Source organism: Acinetobacter sp. V104_13 (assembly GCF_031798995.1).
Classification (GTDB): domain Bacteria; phylum Pseudomonadota; class Gammaproteobacteria; order Pseudomonadales; family Moraxellaceae; genus Acinetobacter; species Acinetobacter pittii.
In genome coordinates, this window is sequence record NZ_JAVQNP010000026.1 from 19685 (window position 1) to 36672 (window position 16988).

Sequence of the window (16988 nt, forward strand, 5' to 3'; positions counted from 1 at the left end):
TATTGAACTAAACCCATAACAATTCACGCCTAGAGTAATTCACAAGAATGCAATTGAAAAGCCATTTTCATCAACAATTAGCTGTGATTTAAATTTTTCTATTTATAAGTTGATTGTACAAGTCGATGATGAATATCGTGAGCATCCATTAGACAAATTTAGTTAAGCCTTGAATAATAGCATCAAACCCTTACATTGAACTAAGTAGCTATGTAATACTGATAGAGATAATTTCTCCTGTAATAGCACTTTTTTCTAAAAATTGGAGCCGTACCATGTCTGCGACTATTGTAAATACAACTGATGATAACTTCCAAGCAGATGTTTTAGATGCTGAAACCCCTGTACTTGTTGACTTCTGGGCAGGATGGTGTGCACCTTGTAAAGCAATCGCACCTGTTCTTGAAGACCTATCAAGTGAATATGCTGGTAAAGTAAAAATTGTTAAAGTTGATGTGACTTCTTGCGAAGATACAGCAGTGAAATACAACATCCGTAACATTCCTGCTTTACTACTTTTCAAAAATGGTGAAGTTGTAGCTCAACAAATTGGTGCTGTACCTCGCTCTAAACTTGTTAGCTTTATTGATGAAAACGTTTAAGTCAAAATGCTAAAAAAGAAAATACGCTATACTTTTTTATAGCGTATTTTTTTCGCCTATAAATTGACAAATTTGCTAGGCTGGCTTATATTGCATGCTCAAGAGGCACTGAAGGGAATCATCTTCGTCCGGCTTCTTACAAGACACAAACATAAAGATCGCCACTCGGCAACAGAAATTGTTTTTTCACATTTCTCTTCGAAACAATTAATCAGACTTCTGAATTGTTATTGTGTAAATACAATTGCGATAATCTTTTTTGTATGCGAGCGATTTTTCTCCTTTTTAAACCACACTCTACTCTTTCCTAATTCTGACCCTTATGAATTTAACTGAACTCAAGAAAAAACCAATCGGCGAACTAATTAAAATTGCTGAATTTATGGGCCTGGAAGGTATGGCTCGTAACAGAAAGCAAGATATTATTTTTGCCATTTTGAAACGCCATGCGATGAATGGCGAAGAAATTTTTGGTGATGGCGTTCTCGAAATTCTCTCTGATGGTTTTGGTTTTTTGCGTTCTGCCGCAGGTTCGTATTTAGCAGGTCCGGATGATATTTATGTGAGTCCTTCACAGATCCGACGCTTTAACTTGCGTACAGGTGATACCATCACAGGTACTATTCGCCCTCCAAAAGAAGGTGAGCGTTATTTTGCGTTGCTCAAAGTTAACCAGATTAACTATGACACGCCAGAAAATTCTCGAAATAAAATTTTATTTGAAAACTTAACTCCCCTTTTCCCGACCGAACAATTGGTTATGGAATTAGGTAATGGTACGACAGAAGACTTAACTGCTCGTGTCGTTGATTTAGTTGCGCCAATTGGTAAAGGCCAACGTTCTATTATTGTTGCACCGCCGAAAGCGGGTAAAACAATGTTACTTCAAAATATTGCTCAATCGATTGTTAGAAACAATCCAGAAGTATTCTTGATCGTTCTATTAATTGACGAACGTCCAGAAGAAGTAACCGAAATGGAGCGTACTGTTCGAGGTGAAGTTATTGCGTCAACATTTGATGAAGCACCAGCTCGCCATGTACAAGTTGCAGAAATGGTAATTGAAAAAGCTAAACGTCTTGTTGAGCATAAAAAAGATGTTGTGATTCTTCTTGACTCTATTACCCGCCTTGCACGTGCTTACAACACAGTAATCCCATCATCAGGCAAAGTGTTAACTGGCGGTGTAGACGCTCATGCATTAGAGCGCCCTAAACGTTTCTTCGGTGCAGCACGTAATATCGAAGAAGGTGGTTCACTTACGATCATCTCTACTGCTTTGATTGAAACAGGCAGTAAAATGGATGATGTAATTTATGAAGAATTCAAAGGTACAGGTAACCAAGAGATTACTCTTGATCGCCGTATTGCTGAAAAACGTGTCTTCCCTGCTATGAATATCAAAAAATCTGGCACACGTCGTGAAGAGCGTTTAATGGATGAAGATAAATTACGTAAAGTATGGATTCTTCGTAAGCTACTTCACCCTATGGATGAATTGGCAGCAATGGAATTCTTACTTGACCGTATGAAAGAAACGAAAACAAACGATGATTTCTTTGATCAAATGAAACGTAAAGCTTCAACTTAATTGCTTAAACCTTAATAAAAAGCCACTCTTTTGAGTGGTTTTTTATTTGGTTGACAAGCTTTACACAAAAATACATTTCGCTGATTTTTATGTAAAATTATTTATAAGTTTTTGATAATAAATATTTTTGCATAAAAAAGCTTAATTTTTTTAGTAGTTTACCCCTACCTTTTCCAATATATACGAGCTGATTAATTGTTTTTTTCTGTTAAAAAACAGTCTGTTTTTCTCTTTTTCATACGTTTTTTTGACAGACGACAGTAGTATTTCAGCATTTGCAGTGATAGCATAGCGGCAGACCAGTTAGACTGCTCCATGCGTTGTTACCTAGCTACGTTTTAGGAATAATAAAAGCAAAACAGTCCAACTTAGGTTTTTTTAATCTCAAATCTTTTTTGTGAGAGTGATGCCATGTTATTCAAAAAATTCGCTGTTGCTGCTGCTGTTGCTGCTACTTTAGCTTTCGTTGGTTGTTCTAAGAAAGAAGAAGCTCCTGCTGCTGCTTCTGAAGCTGTAGCTGCTGCTTCTGAAGCTACTGCTGCTGCTTCTGAAGCTGCTGTAGCTGTTGACGCTGCTGCTTCTGACGTTGCTGCTGCTGCTTCTGACGTTGCTGCTGCTGCTTCTGAAGCTTCTGCTGCACACTAATCTATATTCTAGATTAGATAAAAAAGAGGACATTTTGTCCTCTTTTTTTTATATCTAAATTTTGGTTTTCTAAGATTAAGCGGTCCTATATTGCTGCCCAAGAAACTATATAAAGCTATTTAAAATATAAAAAAAAGCAGATCAATCGATCTGCTCATTTCCAACGCGCTGTCTAAACTTCTGACCAGCTCTGAACGTAACTACACGGCGCGCAGAAATTGGAATTTCCTCGCCTGTCTTAGGGTTACGTCCTGGGCGTTCGCGTTTATCTCTTAACTCGAAATTACCAAAACCAGAAAGCTTAACCTGCTCCCCTGCAATAAGCGCTTGGCTAATCTCGTCGAAGAACAACTCGACCATTTGTTTTGCTTCACGGCGATTTAAGCTGGTTAACTCACTTAAATGATCAGCCATGTCTGCTTTAGTTAATGCTGTCATGAGGCCCTCAATGTCGCTTGATAAGTGTTTTCCAACACTTGGATTATATTGTCCATACCAGATTTAATTTCAGCATCTTCAAGCGTACGTGAAGGATGTTGCCATAATAATGCAAACGCTAATGAGCGCTTACCTTCTTCGACACCCTGCCCCGTATACACATCGAATAACCATGTAGAGTCTAAAAGCTCTCCACCAGTTTTTTCGATTAACTGCTGAATATCTCTAACATTTATATTATCAGAGATTAAAAGCGCAATATCACGTCTAATCGAAGGAAAACGTGATAATTCTGTAAAATTAGATACATAAGATTGCAAAACGGCTGCTTGATCAAGTTCAGCAACCCAAGTTGTGCTTAAATCTAGCTCATTTTCTAAAGATGGGTGTAGACGACCTAAGTAACCAATTGATTGTCCATCAACTAAAATTTCAGCAGACTGCCCTGGATGCAACCATGCACGCTCTGAACGTACATATTCAACTTTGACACGACCAGCAGCTAAAATCTCTTCAATCTCTCCTTTGAAGTCGAAGAAATCCATTGGTTGAGGCTTCACATGCCAAGATTCCGGTTGTTGCGAGCCAACGGCCACTAGAGCTAAAGTTGGAATCTGTTTTAGATCTTCAATACTCTTAGCATCTTGATAATCAAAACGAAGTCCTAATTCAAAGAAACGAACACGACTTTGTTGACGGTTGAGATTATATTGTACGCACGGGATTAAACTTGAAAGCAGAGTACTACGCATTGCAGCCAAATCACTTGAAATTGGATTTGCTAGCATTAACGGGTTTACTTGCGGGTTCAATTGTTTTTCAAGTTTTGCATCAGCAAAGCTAAAACTAATTGCTTCTTGATAGCCTAAAGTCACGATAGTTTGGCGTAACTCTGCAATTTCAAATCGGTCTTGATATTTAGCTAATTGAACATCCATGCTTGGTAAGCTAATTTGGATATTGTCATAACCATCAATACGTGCCACTTCTTCAATTAAGTCTTGATAAATAGCCATGTCATAGCGATGTGATGGAGGTACTACATTCCACTCACCTTCAGCTTTAACAGTTACTTCACATCCTAGTCGAGTTAAAGCATCTGCAATGAAATCAGCCGTCACTTGATATCCCAACAATTGGTCTACCTGAGCTTGTTTCAGTTCAATTTCTTCACGCTTTGGTAAAATTTCAGTTTTTTCTGCTACAGTAATTGGACCAAATTCACCACCTGCTAACTCTTGAATAAGCTGCGAAGCACGGTTCATCGCAATTAATGGCAACTCAAAATCCACACCACGTTCATAACGCTGTGAAGAATCAGTATGCAAGCCAAAACGACGAGCACGTCCAGCAATAGCAAGTGGCGCGAAGAATGCACTTTCTAGGAAAATGTCAGTTGTGTCATCAGTTACGCTTGATGCTAAACCACCCATAATTCCGGCAATTGCCAAAGCTTTCTGATCATCAGCAATCACCATTATATCTTCTTGCAACTCAACTTCTTGATCATTAAGAAGTTGTAGTTTTTCTTGTGGCTGAGCTTGACGCACATGTACAGTTCCTTCAATTTTAGCTAAATCGAAAGCATGCATTGGCTGACCCAGTTCCATAAGGACATAGTTCGTCACATCAACCAAAATACTGTGCGTGCGAATTCCTGAACGAGCTAAAGCCTGCTCCATCCACTCAGGAGTAGCAGCTTTTACATTAACGTTTTTAATTACACGTCCTAAGTAGCGTGGAGCACCTTCAGTGCTGATCACTACTTTCTTCTCATCAGCAATTGTCGCATCAACTGATTTGATTTCAGGTTCATTCATTTGCAGTTGGTTAATTACTGCAATTTCACGTGCGATACCACGGATACTGAAACAGTCACCACGGTTTGGTGTAATACTGATATCGATGACGTTATCATCAAGTTTTAGATATTCACGGATGTTTACCCCTACTGGAGCATCGGTAGGTAACTCAAGCAAACCATCGATTTTATCTTCAAGATCAATTTCAGAAGCACCACAAAGCATGCCTTGTGACTCAACTCCACGAAGTTTACCTTTTTTGATTTTGAAATCACCCGGTAATACAGCACCAATCGTTGCAACTGGAGCTTTCATGCCAGCACGAACATTCGGTGCCCCACAAACAATTTGTAAAGGCTCGCCCGAACCAATATTAACTGTCGTTACACGCAGACGGTCTGCATCAGGGTGTTGTTCAACTGTTAAAACTTCGCCGACCACGACGCCAGTAAATGGCTTGGCAACAGGTGCAAGTTCATCAACTTCAAGACCAAGCATCGTTAACTGATCAGACAATATCTCACTATCAATTGCTGGGTTAACCCATGTGCGTAACCAATTTTCACTAATCTTCATCTTTATAAACCTTTTTTAATCCTGAAAAATTGTTAGGCAAATTGGCGCAAGAAACGCACATCATTTTGATAGAACATACGCAAATCATTAATGCCATAACGCAACATTGCAAAACGCTCTACCCCTAAACCAAAAGCAAAGCCTTTGTATTTATCAGGATCAATACCCGCAGCACGCAATACATTTGGATGTACCATGCCACAGCCTAATACTTCTAACCAACGTCCACGCTCATCCATGATATCTACTTCTGCACTAGGCTCTGTAAATGGGAAATATGAAGGGCGGAAACGTACTTTTAAATCTTTCTCAAAAAATTCATTCAGTAGGTTAATCAATAAACCTTTTAATTCAGCAAAGCTTGTGTTCTCAGCAACATATAAACCTTCGATCTGATGGAACATTGGCGAATGCGTTTGATCCGAATCACAACGGTAAACACGGCCAGGGCACACGATACGAATTGGCGGCTCACTCGTTTCCATTGTACGGATCTGTACCCCAGAGGTATGCGTACGTAGTAGGTGAGTAGCATCAAAGTAGAAAGTATCGTGCATAGCACGTGCTGGATGGTGACCAGGAATATTTAATGCTTCGAAATTGTGATAGTCATCTTCAACTTCTGGACCAGTTGCAACTGTAAAACCAGCTTTAGTGAAGAACTGACAAATTCGCTCCTGTACCTGAGTAACAGGATGAACCGTACCAATACGTTGACCACGGCCCGGCAATGTAATATCAATCGTTTCACTTGCTAGCTTTTGTGCAAGTGCTGCCTGTTGTAGTGCCGCTTGACGCTCTGTTAATGCAGTATTAATTGTTTCTCGAACAGCATGAATCGCAGCACCTTGTACTTTGCGTTCTTCAGGGTCCATTTTCCCTAATGCTTTCGATTGTTCTGCAAGCTGGCTTTTTTTCCCTGTAAATTGCACACGCACCTGATCAAGTGCAACAAGGTCTTGAGCTGCTGCAATGGCAGCAAGCGCTTCTGTGGTCAGGGCTTCCAGTGACATATTAACTCTCAAAGCAACAAATTTAAAAAATATAATAAAACACTGCATTCTAACAGTTTTTCATCGAATTGATGAAGTTTATCCATCATGAAAAATGTATTAGGCAACAAAAAGATAAAACGTATAAGATAATAGTATCGTCAATGAGATCAACTATTATGGCGCTTAATCAGATTTGGAAACAACAACTTACGCTTGTGACATATGGTAATGAATACCTCCGTCAGAATTTAAGCTTTAACCAATGGCGACAACATCATATTTTCGACCATCATAGTTTTCAGTTTCGTGACTTAGCTTCTCAGCATTTACTCGCTCAACACTTCCAAGTTTGGCTAGAAGCGCTAAAAAAACAAGGCACCACTCAGCTCAGTTTACATTTATCAAGCCTTCTAAATGAAGAGCAAAATCCAAACAGCAACGTTGAGCTCTTACCTTATACTCATTTTATTGTGAGTCATCAAAATGATAAGAAATTTGCTTGGATTTTTGGCCATGAGCTTGCCGAATGGTATAACAATGATAATGAGTTTGAAGCCCCTGCCTCACAAACCTGTGAGCTTCGTTTAGAAACTTTCTGGCGTTTTGAACTCAATGAAAAATTATCAAAAAAAATTGAAGCTGATTTAAAAAATCCGCCATGGCAAGAAATAGCTGACTTCATGGATAGTGAATTATTTCGTAGTAAATATGCAGCAGGCTTTGAGGAACCAGAACTTCAAAATGCTCTTTTTGATGGTACGAACATTAAAAGCTTAGAGCCAAAACTTGCATTAATTCCAGAGAATTATCCCGCAGATTATGCCCATCAGCTTTTATCTCGTACTCAAGCATTAGCTGACTATTTAGAACAAAAGAAACGTATTGCAAATGATCCTTTGGGAGAAGAACTAGACCAGGAGCAACTCATCAATTTAAGAAACTTTACACAAAAAACTGATGATTTGTTTGCCAAGCTTATTGTGAAAGTTGCCAACCATTATCAGACAGCTCAGATGGTACCTGTAGTTAAAGCATCTCCATTTGAGCAATCAAATGAAAATCCACAGCATCTCAAGTCTCAGCACCATAAAGGCACTGGTTCAGGCGTTATTAAACTGGTTATTCTAACGATTATTATTTGTGCTTTAGCTTATTATTTTGGGCTTTAAAGATTAGAGTTCCCATTGATAAAATAACTCTGTTATTTCGGGGCCGAACTCAGGTAGTTCGGCTTCCCCAATTAATTTAGCTCCCATTTTTTCGTAGAAGAAACGACTTGGATTTTTATTAAAAACTTCTAAGCGAATAAAACTGTATCCTTGATTTAAAGCGCATTGGTAGAACTTTTGAAATAACTCACGTCCCATGCCTTGCTTTTGAACTTCTTTTAAAAGATAAAAAGCCATAATTTCAGCAATATTATTTTCTGGGTTTAAATAACCATCGAGAAAGCCTTTCACTGCCCCATTTTCAGTATAGACAAATAACTTATGATCAGGGCTTTTTGCTATTTCTTTCCATAATAACTCCTTATCTAGGATTTTAAGCTCATCTAATATTTCTTGCTTAATTATACCTGTATAGGTTTCTTTCCACCCCTGTACATGTACTTCTGCAATAGATAATGCATCCTTAAGTGATGCTATACGAATATCCATGTCATTTAATGATTTCAATTTACTTCCCTCACGTCACTACTTTTAAAGTGAAGCATTGATTGGTCTCACACCAACCTACTCAGTTAAAAGTAGCTCTCGAACATGCATTAAAGCAAAACCCAACAAATTTAGTCCTTGCCATAGAGATGGGTCTTGAATATGTGGATGGTCTTGCGCCATACCAATTCCCCAAATTTTATCGACTGGAGATGCTTCAACTAAAATACGGTCTTTCGTTGCTAATAAGAATTTTTTCAATTCAGGATGCTGAGAGAATTTAGCAAAGTTCGCCTGTACGACAATATCAAATCGTTTTCCTTGCCATATCTGTTCCTCATAATTACGTACTTTGCGACCTAGCTGTTTCGCCTCATTAGGATGTTTAACTTGCAAAATCCGTGCAAAAATTTCTTCATCATTAAATATTTTTGCTTTTTGTGCCATCATATAGTGCTCAGCAGTAAAGTACTCAACACCCTCAATTTCAAATTGCGCAGGAAACCACTGGCTAAAACAGCTTTTATCAACAATATCAACTTTCTTAGGAGTATGTCCCCAGAAATATAGATATTTGAACTGGTGACCTTGCTGTACTTTTTGAATTAAATCATTAAGAAATTTTTCGTCTTTCATCTTTTATCTCTGATTGTTATCTCTTTTTAAAATAGAACCGCTAAAAATAAAAAAGACCGCTAAAAAGCGGTCTTTCTTTGAATCTCTAAGCTTATGCAGCTAATGCACCTTTAGCTTTTTCAGCTAAAGCAGCAAATGCTACTGCATCATGCATAGCGATGTCAGCTAATACGCGACGGTCGATGATCACTTGAGCTTTTTTCAAGCCATCGATCATACGGCTGTAAGACAAACCGTTTTGACGAGCACCAGCATTGATACGCGCAATCCATAGAGCACGGAATTGACGTTTCTTTTGACGGCGGTCACGGTAAGCGTATTGACCAGCTTTGATTACCGCTTGGAACGCTACGCGGTAAACGCGTGAACGAGCACCGTAGTAACCTTTAGCGCGAGCAAGAATTTTTTTGTGACGACGATGAGCCACTACACCACGTTTTACACGAGCCATTTATAATCTCCTTAGATGTATGGGCACATACGACGAACTGAATTCATGTCAGAAACATGAACCATTACACAGCCGCGTAATTGACGGATACGTTTAGCAGATTTTTTGGTCAAAATGTGGCGCTTGAATGCTTGTTTGCGCTTAAAACCGTTTGCAGTCGCTTTGAAGCGTTTAGCTGCACCACGGCGAGTTTTTAACTTAGCCATAGTAACCTCTTTTGGGTACCTGTTCGGCACGATCGCACCATTGCAAAATCGACCTGCAGGTAAGGAAGCGCGTATTTTATAGCAACCTGAGCAAAATTAAAACTATTAGTTACTGTTTTTATGGTTGCAAGAAAGACTTTTCCAAATTCAACCGTGTCAGCAATATCAATAATAAATAAAGCGCCTGTGCTTTTTTCCATTTATAATACGATCAAATTATCAACATACGATATTCCTAATGCAGAAACATGATGCATTTGCTGCCTTACGCTACAGAGATTTCTCAATTGTTACGATTAATCAATTTTGCTTAACTTTAGCAATTCTGATTCAAGAAATTATTGTTGCCTACTCACTCTATCAAATCACCAAAGACCCTCTGACTCTAGGTTTAATTGGACTCGCAGAAGCCATTCCTTTTATTGCTCTTTCTCTTTGGGGTGGCTATTTTGCAGATAGATTTAATAAACAGATTATTATGAAGATCTGTTTATTTTTTTCGGTTCCTCTTCCTTTAGTGCTGTGGTCGTTGTTCCATCTGCATGGTTTAGGTCATATCAGCGTAAATTTCCTTTCTTGGGGTATTTATGCGGTTATTTTTGGCTTAGGTACAATTCGTGGTTTTTACAATCCTTCTGCAACATCTTTAAAACCATTTTTGATACCTCGTGAACTGTATGCAAATGGTGCAACATGGACGACGATCGGTTGGCAAAGTGGTGTAATTATCGGGCCAATGCTTGGTGGTTTCATGCTTGCCTATTTAGGCCGAGAAACAAGTCTATTTAGTGTTGCGGTTTTACTTGGTATTTGTTTCATCTTAATTAACCTATTGCATAAGCGTACTTTTCCTAAAATTGAAACTGCTAATGTTTTAGAAAGTTTAGGAGATGGTTTCCGTTTTATCTGGAAAACTAAAATTGTTCTTTGGGCAATTTCTCTTGATTTAGCTTCTGTTTTATTTGGTGGAGTCATCGCATTATTACCCATTTTTGCAGAAGACATCTTAAAGGTCGGTCCAGAAGGACTGGGATATTTGCGTGCGGCGCCATCTATTGGAGCGCTTGTCACTATGATTGCTCTAACTCGCTTTCCACCAACTCAGCATGCATGGCGTAACATGCTACTTGCTGTTGCAGGATTTGGTGTTTTCACGATTCTTTTCGCTTTCTCAAATAACATGTGGTTATCACTATTTGCGTTGGCTATGACAGGCGCTTGTGACAGTATTTCAGTTGTGGTTAGACAAACCATTTTGCAAATTTTTCCACCAGAAAATATGCGTGGTCGTGTTGCTGCCGTAAATGGCATGTTCGTTTCATCAAGTAATGAGCTTGGTGCATTTGAGTCAGGTTTAGCAGCCAAATATTTAGGAACGATTGCCGCGACTATTTTTGGTGGTTGTATGACACTTACAGTGGTCACCTTCTGTTGGCTAAAAACCAATGACCTATTTAAAGTCGATATTACAAAAAGCTCAGAAGACTAGTTAAACCATTTTAATAAAAGCATCTTCGGATGCTTTTATTTTAAATAAAACCTGTAATCACCCAATAAATAAAAATATAGCGTCCTGCTTTAGCAATCAAAACGATAATTAAAAAGCGCCAAAAATTTTCTTTAAATAAACCCGCAACTAAAGTAATTGGGTCACCAATCACAGGTGTCCAACTTAGAAGCAGCGAATAAAATCCATATTTATGATAAAAACGCTGAGCTTGTTCTAAACGTTTTTCAGAAACTGGGAACCACTTTTTGTGTTTAAACTGCTCTATTTTTAAACCAAGCCACCAGTTCACACACGAGCCCAGTACATTTCCCAAAGTAGCGATAGAAATTAGAAGGAAAGCAGAATATTCTTTTTTTAATAATAAAGTGGCGAGCACAGCCTCTGATTGTAATGGTAATAATGTAGCCGCCCCAAACGCGCTCAAAAAAAGTAAAAAGTAACTTAGCATATTAAATTAGACCAAATCACCTTTCACTTTATTCATTACGCTACCAATAAAATTTAAATAACTTTAATTGATAGTGCTTTTTGTACCGCAGGTCGTGCCGTCAAGCGGACAATATATTCTTGCACATAAGGATAATCCTCTAGTTGAATACCCTGCCATTCATAGCGCAAAATCCAAGGTAAAATTGCCATATCAGCAATCGAGTATTCACCTGCAACAAACTTCTGGCCAATGAGCTGCTTATTCAGCACACCATATAAGCGCTTAGTCTCATTTACATAACGGTCTATAGCGTATGGAATTTTTTCTGGTGCAAAGCGATTAAAATGATGATTCTGCCCTAGCATAGGCCCTAGCCCACCCATTTGCCACATGAGCCATTGTTCAACTTCAACTCGCTCTTGCTCATCAGTTGGATAAAATAATCCAGTTTTTCGACCTAGATATTGCAGGATCGCACCTGATTCAAATATTGAAATTGGCTCACCACGAGGTCCATCTTGGTCAACAATTGCCGGAATTTTATTATTTGGAGAAATTCTCAGAAAGTCTGGTTGAAATTGATCATTTTCTAAAATATTTATTGGGTAAAGAGTGTAGTCCAGTCCCATTTCTTCTAAGGCAATTGTGATTTTATGTCCATTGGGAGTTCCCCAATAATATAGATCAATCATTCTATTTTCCTATTCATCGTTATCATGACTGCGTCTTGCGTTATAGCATGTTTTAAGAGGGACGATGAGATTTCCAACACTAAAAAATACATAAAATTCAAGAATTGAATTTCTTTTAAAAGATATAGCAATTGTCTTAAATAAAACTGAACAGAGAAAATTAAATCATCTTTTTTTATTATGATAAGGATATAAAAAAGCACTGCTTTTGCAGTGCTTTTTTTGAGTATTACTTTTTCTTTTTAGGTCCAAGTAACATACCCATTTGACGGCCTTCCATTTTAGGTGCTTGTTCCACAACCCCAAACTCAGCAACATCAGCTTCAATCTTTTGTAATTGAGCTAAGCCAAGTTGTTGGTGAGCCATTTCACGACCACGGAAACGTAAAGTGATTTTCACTTTGTTTCCTTCTTCAAGGAATTTCAAAATAGCACGAAGCTTAACTTGATAATCACCAACATCAGTTGCAGGGCGCAGTTTGATTTCCTTCACTTGCACTTGATGCTGTTTTTTCTTCGCATCTTTTTGCTTCTGCTTAAGGTCAAACAAGTGCTTGTTGTAATCCATAATTTTACAAACAGGCGGCTCGGCGTTTGCAACGATCTCAACTAGGTCAAGATCTGCCTCTTCAGCAGCGCGCAGTGCTTCATTTAATGAAACAATTCCTTTTTGCTCACCATCAGCACCAACGAGGCGTACTTCTTTTGCACGGATCTCGTCGTTAATTGCTGGACGGTTGCTTTTTGCACCTTGTTGTTGGTTACGGTCAGGCTGTTTAATCTTTCTTACTCCACAATATACCGGCCACGTTCGGCGACGGCAGACTTCACTAAGTCAATGAATGCATCTACTGACATAGTACCTAAATTTTTTCCTGAGCGGGTACGCACATTCACTGTACCTTCTTCAACTTCTCGATCACCAAGAACTAATAGGTAAGGAATACGCTCTAGAGTACGCTCACGAATCTTAAATCCGATTTTTTCATTTCTCAAGTCAGAAATAGCACGAAGGCCATTTTCTTTGAGTTTTGCTACGACTTTCTCACAAGCTTCAGCTTGAGAGTCCGTAATATTCATGACACATGCTTGTAACGGCGACAACCAAGGTGGCATGAAACCAGCGTAGTGTTCAATTAGTATACCAATAAAACGCTCAAAACTGCCAAGAATTGCACGATGCAACATTACAGGCTGATCACGATCATTGTCTTCAGTCACATAAGACGCATCTAAACGTTCTGGTAAGTTAAAGTCACACTGAATAGTACCACACTGCCATACACGTCCGAGACAGTCTTTCAATGAGAATTCAATTTTCGGACCGTAGAACGCGCCTTCACCAGGTTGTAATTCCCATTCGAGACCCGCTGCATCTAAAGCATCTGCTAAAGATTTTTCAGCCATATCCCAAAGCGCATCATCACCTACACGTTTTTCTGGACGTGTAGAAAGTTTCATTTGCACTTCTTCAAAGCCAAAATCTTTATAAACTTCTAAAGTCAGCTTAATAAAGTCTGCGACTTCCTGGCCGATCTGTTCTTTAGTACAGAAAATATGTGCATCATCTTGTGTAAAGCCACGTACACGCATAATGCCGTGTAAAGAACCTGATGGTTCGTTACGATGACAAGAACCAAACTCTGCTAAACGAATCGGTAGATCACGGTAAGACTTCAAACCTTGGTTGAAAACTTGCACGTGACATGGGCAGTTCATTGGCTTAACTGCATAGTTACGATTCTCAGAATGAGTCGTAAACATGTTGTCAGCATAGTTCGCCGCATGTCCTGATTTTTCCCACAATGTAAAGTCTACAATTTGTGGTGTTTTAATCTCAAGGTAACCGTTGTCTTGCTGAACTTTACGCATGTATTGTTCAAGTACTTGGTAAATAGTCCAGCCATTTGGATGCCAGAACACCATACCCGGTGCTTCTTCTTGCATATGGAACAAATCTAAAGCTTTACCAATTTTACGATGGTCACGCTTTTCAGCTTCTTCGATACGTTTGATATATGCAGCGAGCTGTTTTTTGTCTGCCCAAGCTGTACCATAAATACGTTGAAGCTGTTCGTTCTTCGCATCACCACGCCAGTATGCACCAGAGATTTTAGTGAGCTTGAACGATTTTAAGAATTTGGTATTCGGTACGTGTGGACCACGACACATATCCAAATAATCTTGATGGTAGTACAAGCCCATTTGTGTTTCTTCAGGCATGTCTGCAATCAAGCGTAATTTATATTCTTCGCCACGCGCAGTAAATTCAGCAATAACTTCATCACGTGGTGTCATTTTTTTAACGACATCATAATCTTGATCGATGAGCTTTTTCATGCGCTCTTCGATAGCTGCCATATCATCCAAAGTAAAAGGACGTGGCATCCAGATGTCGTAGTAAAAACCTTCTTCAATGACTGGACCAATCACCATCTTGGCTTCCGGGAAAAGCTGTTTAACAGCATGCCCTACAAGGTGTGCACAAGAGTGGCGAATAATTTCAAGACCTTCCTCATCTTTTGGAGTGATAATTTGTAAGGTCGAATCTTCGGTAATTAAGTCACATGCATCAACTAAGCGATCATTTACACGGCCAGCAACAGTATTTTTTGCTAGACCAGGCCCAATACTTTGGGCAACTTCCATAACAGATACAGCGTGATCAAAACTCTTTTGATCGCCATTTGGCAATGTGATAATTGGCATAAAAAAATCCTTAAGGAGTGATGCCCTATACGAAGGAGCATTTCACCGCGAGATTATGATCGAGGCGAACCTCAAAATATAAAAACGGTGTAAATCAAAGTTAAAAAACCTGAAAGATTTTACACTTGTTCAAGCAATGTGAAAACCTTTGAGTCCATAAAATCATAAATACATTTTGCTTATCGCGTAAACAGCAATAAATGACTTAAAAAATATATTGAGATGATTTTTAAACATGTTTAACACAAGTGGTTTAAGATGAAGAAAATAGCATTTCTGCTCATTTTTTGACTGGAGGGTATCGCTCTTTAAGACTAAAGCATAGATGCTTTGATTAATATTAAATCATATGTTCAAAGAATGAATTAAAAATAGAACACGGAGTTGTTTCACATGGTTAGTGCTTATGATGAGTTACCACGCACACCCGCAAACTTTGTTGCGTTATCACCTCTACGCTACCTAGAGCGTGCGGCTTATATTTACCCAGATCAAGCTTCGATTATTCATGGTAAGCGCCAAATTTCATGGAAAGAAACTTATCAACGCTGCTGTCAATTTGCATCTCAGCTCAAGCAACTGGGAATTGAGAAAAATGATACGGTATCAGTCTTATTGCCAAATATTCCAGCCATGATTGAAGCACATTTTGCAGTTCCTATGGCTGGTGCGGTACTCAATACTCTCAATACACGTTTAGATGCAAAAACAATCGCTTTCATGTTGGAACATGCAGAAAGTAAAGTGCTGTTGGTTGACCCTGAATTTGTGAATTTGGCAAGAGAAGCCCTCTCACTTATTCCTAACCAGCACATTATTGTAATTGATGTAGCCGATACAGAATATGAAGGTGAAAATCAGTTTTTAGGTTCTTTTGAATATGAAGAATGGATCGCTCAAGGCGACATTAACTTCTCTTGGCATTTACCAGAAGATGAATGGGATGCGATTAGCTTAAATTACACATCTGGAACTACAGGTAATCCTAAAGGTGTGGTCTATCATCATCGTGGGGCTTATCTTAATGCTGCAAGCAATATCTTGGCTTGTGGAATGAAACCGCGTGCTGTGTATTTATGGACACTACCCCTCTTTCATTGTAATGGCTGGTGTTTTGCGTGGAGCATAGCAGCAAGTGGTGGAACCAATATTTGTTTACGCAAAGTCGATCCAGAATTAGTCATGCAATTGATTGCAGCCCATAAAGTTGATTATTTCTGTGGTGCGCCTATTGTTCTTTCAATGATTCTTAACTTACCTAAAGAAAAACAAACCAGCTTTGATCATCATGTTGAAGTCATGGTTGCTGGGGCAGCTCCACCTGTTGCCATTATTGAAGGGATGCGAAACATGGGGATTAACGTAAACCATGTATATGGCTTAACAGAAACTTATGGGCCTTCTGCCCTATGTGCTTCTCAATCTGGATGGAATGAACTATCAATTGCTGAACAAGCCCAACTTCATTCCCGTCAAGGTGTACCCTACCCGTTGCAAGACAGCATGCGTGTGTTAGATCCCGAGACTATGGAACCTGTGCCTAATGATGGTCAAACCATGGGAGAAATCATGTTCCGTGGCAATATTGTCATGAAAGGCTATTTAAAGAACCCTAAAGCAACTCAAGAAGCCTTTGCTGGCGGATGGTTTCACACAGGTGACCTAGCCGTTTGCCACCCAGATGGTTATGCAAAAATTACTGATCGTTCGAAAGACATTATTATTTCTGGTGGAGAAAACATTTCATCTTTAGAAGTAGAAGATGTGTTGTATAAACATCCTGCTGTATTAACCGCTGCGGTAGTCGCTAAACCCGATGCACGTTGGCAAGAAGTACCATGCGCGTTTATTGAATTAAAGATGGGTACTACAGCAACACCTGAAGAAATTATTGCACACTGCCAAAAAGAATTAGCGCGCTTTAAAGTGCCTAAAGATGTGGTTATTACAGAAATTCCAAAAACATCGACAGGTAAATTACAGAAATTCATTTTGCGTGAATGGGCAAAAGAACGGGCTGAAAATGTATAAATAAAAAAGCGACGCCTTG

At 39.0% G+C, this 16988-nt stretch carries 19 protein-coding genes; 6 read left to right on the forward strand and 13 right to left on the reverse strand.

What is annotated here, in order from left to right; genetic code table 11:
• Positions 1–275: 275 nt before the first annotated feature.
• Together trxA and rho are read left to right on the forward strand one after the other, a co-directional pair.
• Positions 276–602: a thioredoxin gene (trxA, locus tag RMB06_RS11470; RefSeq protein WP_002054512.1), complete on the forward strand. Its 327-nt coding sequence runs from the start codon at positions 276–278 to the stop codon at positions 600–602.
• A 322-nt stretch (positions 603–924) separates the two neighbouring features.
• Entirely contained in the window at positions 925–2193 is a 1269-nt protein-coding gene (gene rho, locus RMB06_RS11475; protein ID WP_002117304.1) for a transcription termination factor Rho, read from the forward strand.
• Between the two features lie 191 nt (positions 2194–2384).
• On the opposite strand, the gene RMB06_RS11480 is transcribed toward rho, so the two are convergent.
• Positions 2385–2510: a hypothetical protein gene (locus RMB06_RS11480; RefSeq protein ID WP_002117184.1), complete on the reverse strand. Its 126-nt coding sequence runs from the start codon at positions 2508–2510 to the stop codon at positions 2385–2387.
• Between the two features lie 94 nt (positions 2511–2604).
• Between RMB06_RS11480 and RMB06_RS11485 the strand changes: the two genes are divergently transcribed.
• On the forward strand, positions 2605–2838 hold the full coding sequence (locus tag RMB06_RS11485) for a hypothetical protein (protein ID WP_262457009.1): 234 nt from the start codon (positions 2605–2607) through the stop codon (positions 2836–2838).
• Positions 2839–2979: 141 nt separating this feature from the next.
• Here RMB06_RS11485 and RMB06_RS11490 read toward each other — a convergent pair whose 3' ends face one another.
• Genes RMB06_RS11490 through pheS form a run of 3 tightly spaced genes read right to left on the reverse strand, consistent with a single transcriptional unit; the run spans position 2980 to position 6667 of the window.
• Positions 2980–3276 carry an integration host factor subunit alpha gene (locus tag RMB06_RS11490; RefSeq protein WP_000126166.1) on the reverse strand — a complete coding sequence of 99 codons (297 nt, stop codon included), beginning with the start codon at positions 3274–3276 and terminating at the stop codon, positions 2980–2982.
• Positions 3273–5654, reverse strand: coding sequence for a phenylalanine--tRNA ligase subunit beta (gene pheT / locus RMB06_RS11495; protein WP_311079562.1), 2382 nt, complete (start codon positions 5652–5654; stop codon positions 3273–3275). The genes RMB06_RS11490 and pheT overlap by 4 nt, the downstream gene beginning before the upstream one ends.
• 32 nt (positions 5655–5686) lie before the next feature.
• Entirely contained in the window at positions 5687–6667 is a 981-nt protein-coding gene (pheS, locus tag RMB06_RS11500; protein WP_002117277.1) for a phenylalanine--tRNA ligase subunit alpha, read from the reverse strand.
• A 158-nt stretch (positions 6668–6825) separates the two neighbouring features.
• Between pheS and RMB06_RS11505 the strand changes: the two genes are divergently transcribed.
• Entirely contained in the window at positions 6826–7818 is a 993-nt protein-coding gene (locus tag RMB06_RS11505; RefSeq protein ID WP_311079564.1) for a hypothetical protein, read from the forward strand.
• 3 nt (positions 7819–7821) lie between these two features.
• Here RMB06_RS11505 and RMB06_RS11510 read toward each other — a convergent pair whose 3' ends face one another.
• From RMB06_RS11510 to RMB06_RS11530, 5 genes are all read right to left on the reverse strand, one after another.
• Positions 7822–8325 (reverse strand): GNAT family N-acetyltransferase, encoded by a 504-nt coding sequence (locus RMB06_RS11510; RefSeq protein WP_276124900.1) that lies wholly within the window; start codon positions 8323–8325, stop codon positions 7822–7824.
• 57 nt (positions 8326–8382) lie between these two features.
• On the reverse strand, positions 8383–8940 hold the full coding sequence (locus tag RMB06_RS11515; protein ID WP_311079566.1) for an NADAR family protein: 558 nt from the start codon (positions 8938–8940) through the stop codon (positions 8383–8385).
• 91 nt (positions 8941–9031) lie between these two features.
• Positions 9032–9391 (reverse strand): 50S ribosomal protein L20, encoded by a 360-nt coding sequence (gene rplT / locus RMB06_RS11520; RefSeq protein WP_000124858.1) that lies wholly within the window; start codon positions 9389–9391, stop codon positions 9032–9034.
• 11 nt (positions 9392–9402) lie between these two features.
• The gene (gene rpmI, locus RMB06_RS11525) at positions 9403–9597 is read right to left on the reverse strand and encodes a 50S ribosomal protein L35 (RefSeq protein ID WP_002054552.1); all 195 of its coding nucleotides are present in this window, start codon (positions 9595–9597) and stop codon (positions 9403–9405) included.
• Positions 9585–9797, reverse strand: a complete 213-nt coding sequence (locus tag RMB06_RS11530) for a hypothetical protein (RefSeq protein WP_174725073.1) — start codon at positions 9795–9797, stop codon at positions 9585–9587. The genes rpmI and RMB06_RS11530 overlap by 13 nt, the downstream gene beginning before the upstream one ends.
• Positions 9798–9835: 38 nt before the next feature.
• On the opposite strand from RMB06_RS11530, the gene nreB reads away from it, so the two are divergent.
• Positions 9836–11086, forward strand: coding sequence for a nickel resistance MFS transporter NreB (nreB, locus tag RMB06_RS11535; protein ID WP_130119452.1), 1251 nt, complete (start codon positions 9836–9838; stop codon positions 11084–11086).
• Between the two features lie 40 nt (positions 11087–11126).
• Here the strand turns inward: nreB and RMB06_RS11540 are convergent, their stop codons facing one another.
• The 4 genes from RMB06_RS11540 to thrS form a co-directional block, all read right to left on the reverse strand.
• Positions 11127–11555, reverse strand: a complete 429-nt coding sequence (locus RMB06_RS11540) for a YqaA family protein (RefSeq protein WP_068565056.1) — start codon at positions 11553–11555, stop codon at positions 11127–11129.
• Between the two features lie 53 nt (positions 11556–11608).
• Entirely contained in the window at positions 11609–12229 is a 621-nt protein-coding gene (locus RMB06_RS11545) for a glutathione S-transferase N-terminal domain-containing protein (protein ID WP_002117212.1), read from the reverse strand.
• A gap of 229 nt (positions 12230–12458) precedes the next feature.
• Complete coding sequence (gene infC / locus RMB06_RS11550; RefSeq protein ID WP_075383312.1) at positions 12459–13010, reverse strand: translation initiation factor IF-3; 552 nt, start codon at positions 13008–13010, stop codon at positions 12459–12461.
• Positions 13011–13015: 5 nt separating this feature from the next.
• Entirely contained in the window at positions 13016–14938 is a 1923-nt protein-coding gene (gene thrS, locus RMB06_RS11555) for a threonine--tRNA ligase (RefSeq protein ID WP_002117224.1), read from the reverse strand.
• A gap of 393 nt (positions 14939–15331) precedes the next feature.
• Between thrS and RMB06_RS11560 the strand changes: the two genes are divergently transcribed.
• The gene (locus RMB06_RS11560) at positions 15332–16969 is read left to right on the forward strand and encodes an acyl-CoA synthetase (protein ID WP_057069913.1); all 1638 of its coding nucleotides are present in this window, start codon (positions 15332–15334) and stop codon (positions 16967–16969) included.
• The last annotated feature ends 19 nt before the right edge of the window (positions 16970–16988 follow it).

Bases quoted from the DNA above. Each gene is read 5' to 3' on its own strand.
- trxA (WP_002054512.1), top strand. From the start codon at position 276: ATGTCTGCGACTATTGTAAATACAACTGATGATAACTTCCAAGCAGAT.
- rho (WP_002117304.1), top strand. From the start codon at position 925: ATGAATTTAACTGAACTCAAGAAAAAACCAATCGGCGAACTAATTAAA.
- RMB06_RS11480 (WP_002117184.1), bottom strand. From the start codon at position 2,510: ATGGAGCAGTCTAACTGGTCTGCCGCTATGCTATCACTGCAAATGCTG.
- RMB06_RS11485 (WP_262457009.1), top strand. From the start codon at position 2,605: ATGTTATTCAAAAAATTCGCTGTTGCTGCTGCTGTTGCTGCTACTTTA.
- RMB06_RS11490 (WP_000126166.1), bottom strand. From the start codon at position 3,276: ATGACAGCATTAACTAAAGCAGACATGGCTGATCATTTAAGTGAGTTA.
- pheT (WP_311079562.1), bottom strand. From the start codon at position 5,654: ATGAAGATTAGTGAAAATTGGTTACGCACATGGGTTAACCCAGCAATT.
- pheS (WP_002117277.1), bottom strand. From the start codon at position 6,667: ATGTCACTGGAAGCCCTGACCACAGAAGCGCTTGCTGCCATTGCAGCA.
- RMB06_RS11505 (WP_311079564.1), top strand. From the start codon at position 6,826: ATGGCGCTTAATCAGATTTGGAAACAACAACTTACGCTTGTGACATAT.
- RMB06_RS11515 (WP_311079566.1), bottom strand. From the start codon at position 8,940: ATGAAAGACGAAAAATTTCTTAATGATTTAATTCAAAAAGTACAGCAA.
- rplT (WP_000124858.1), bottom strand. From the start codon at position 9,391: ATGGCTCGTGTAAAACGTGGTGTAGTGGCTCATCGTCGTCACAAAAAA.
- rpmI (WP_002054552.1), bottom strand. From the start codon at position 9,597: ATGGCTAAGTTAAAAACTCGCCGTGGTGCAGCTAAACGCTTCAAAGCG.
- RMB06_RS11530 (WP_174725073.1), bottom strand. From the start codon at position 9,797: ATGGAAAAAAGCACAGGCGCTTTATTTATTATTGATATTGCTGACACG.
- nreB (WP_130119452.1), top strand. From the start codon at position 9,836: ATGCAGAAACATGATGCATTTGCTGCCTTACGCTACAGAGATTTCTCA.
- RMB06_RS11540 (WP_068565056.1), bottom strand. From the start codon at position 11,555: ATGCTAAGTTACTTTTTACTTTTTTTGAGCGCGTTTGGGGCGGCTACA.
- RMB06_RS11545 (WP_002117212.1), bottom strand. From the start codon at position 12,229: ATGATTGATCTATATTATTGGGGAACTCCCAATGGACATAAAATCACA.
- thrS (WP_002117224.1), bottom strand. From the start codon at position 14,938: ATGCCAATTATCACATTGCCAAATGGCGATCAAAAGAGTTTTGATCAC.
- RMB06_RS11560 (WP_057069913.1), top strand. From the start codon at position 15,332: ATGGTTAGTGCTTATGATGAGTTACCACGCACACCCGCAAACTTTGTT.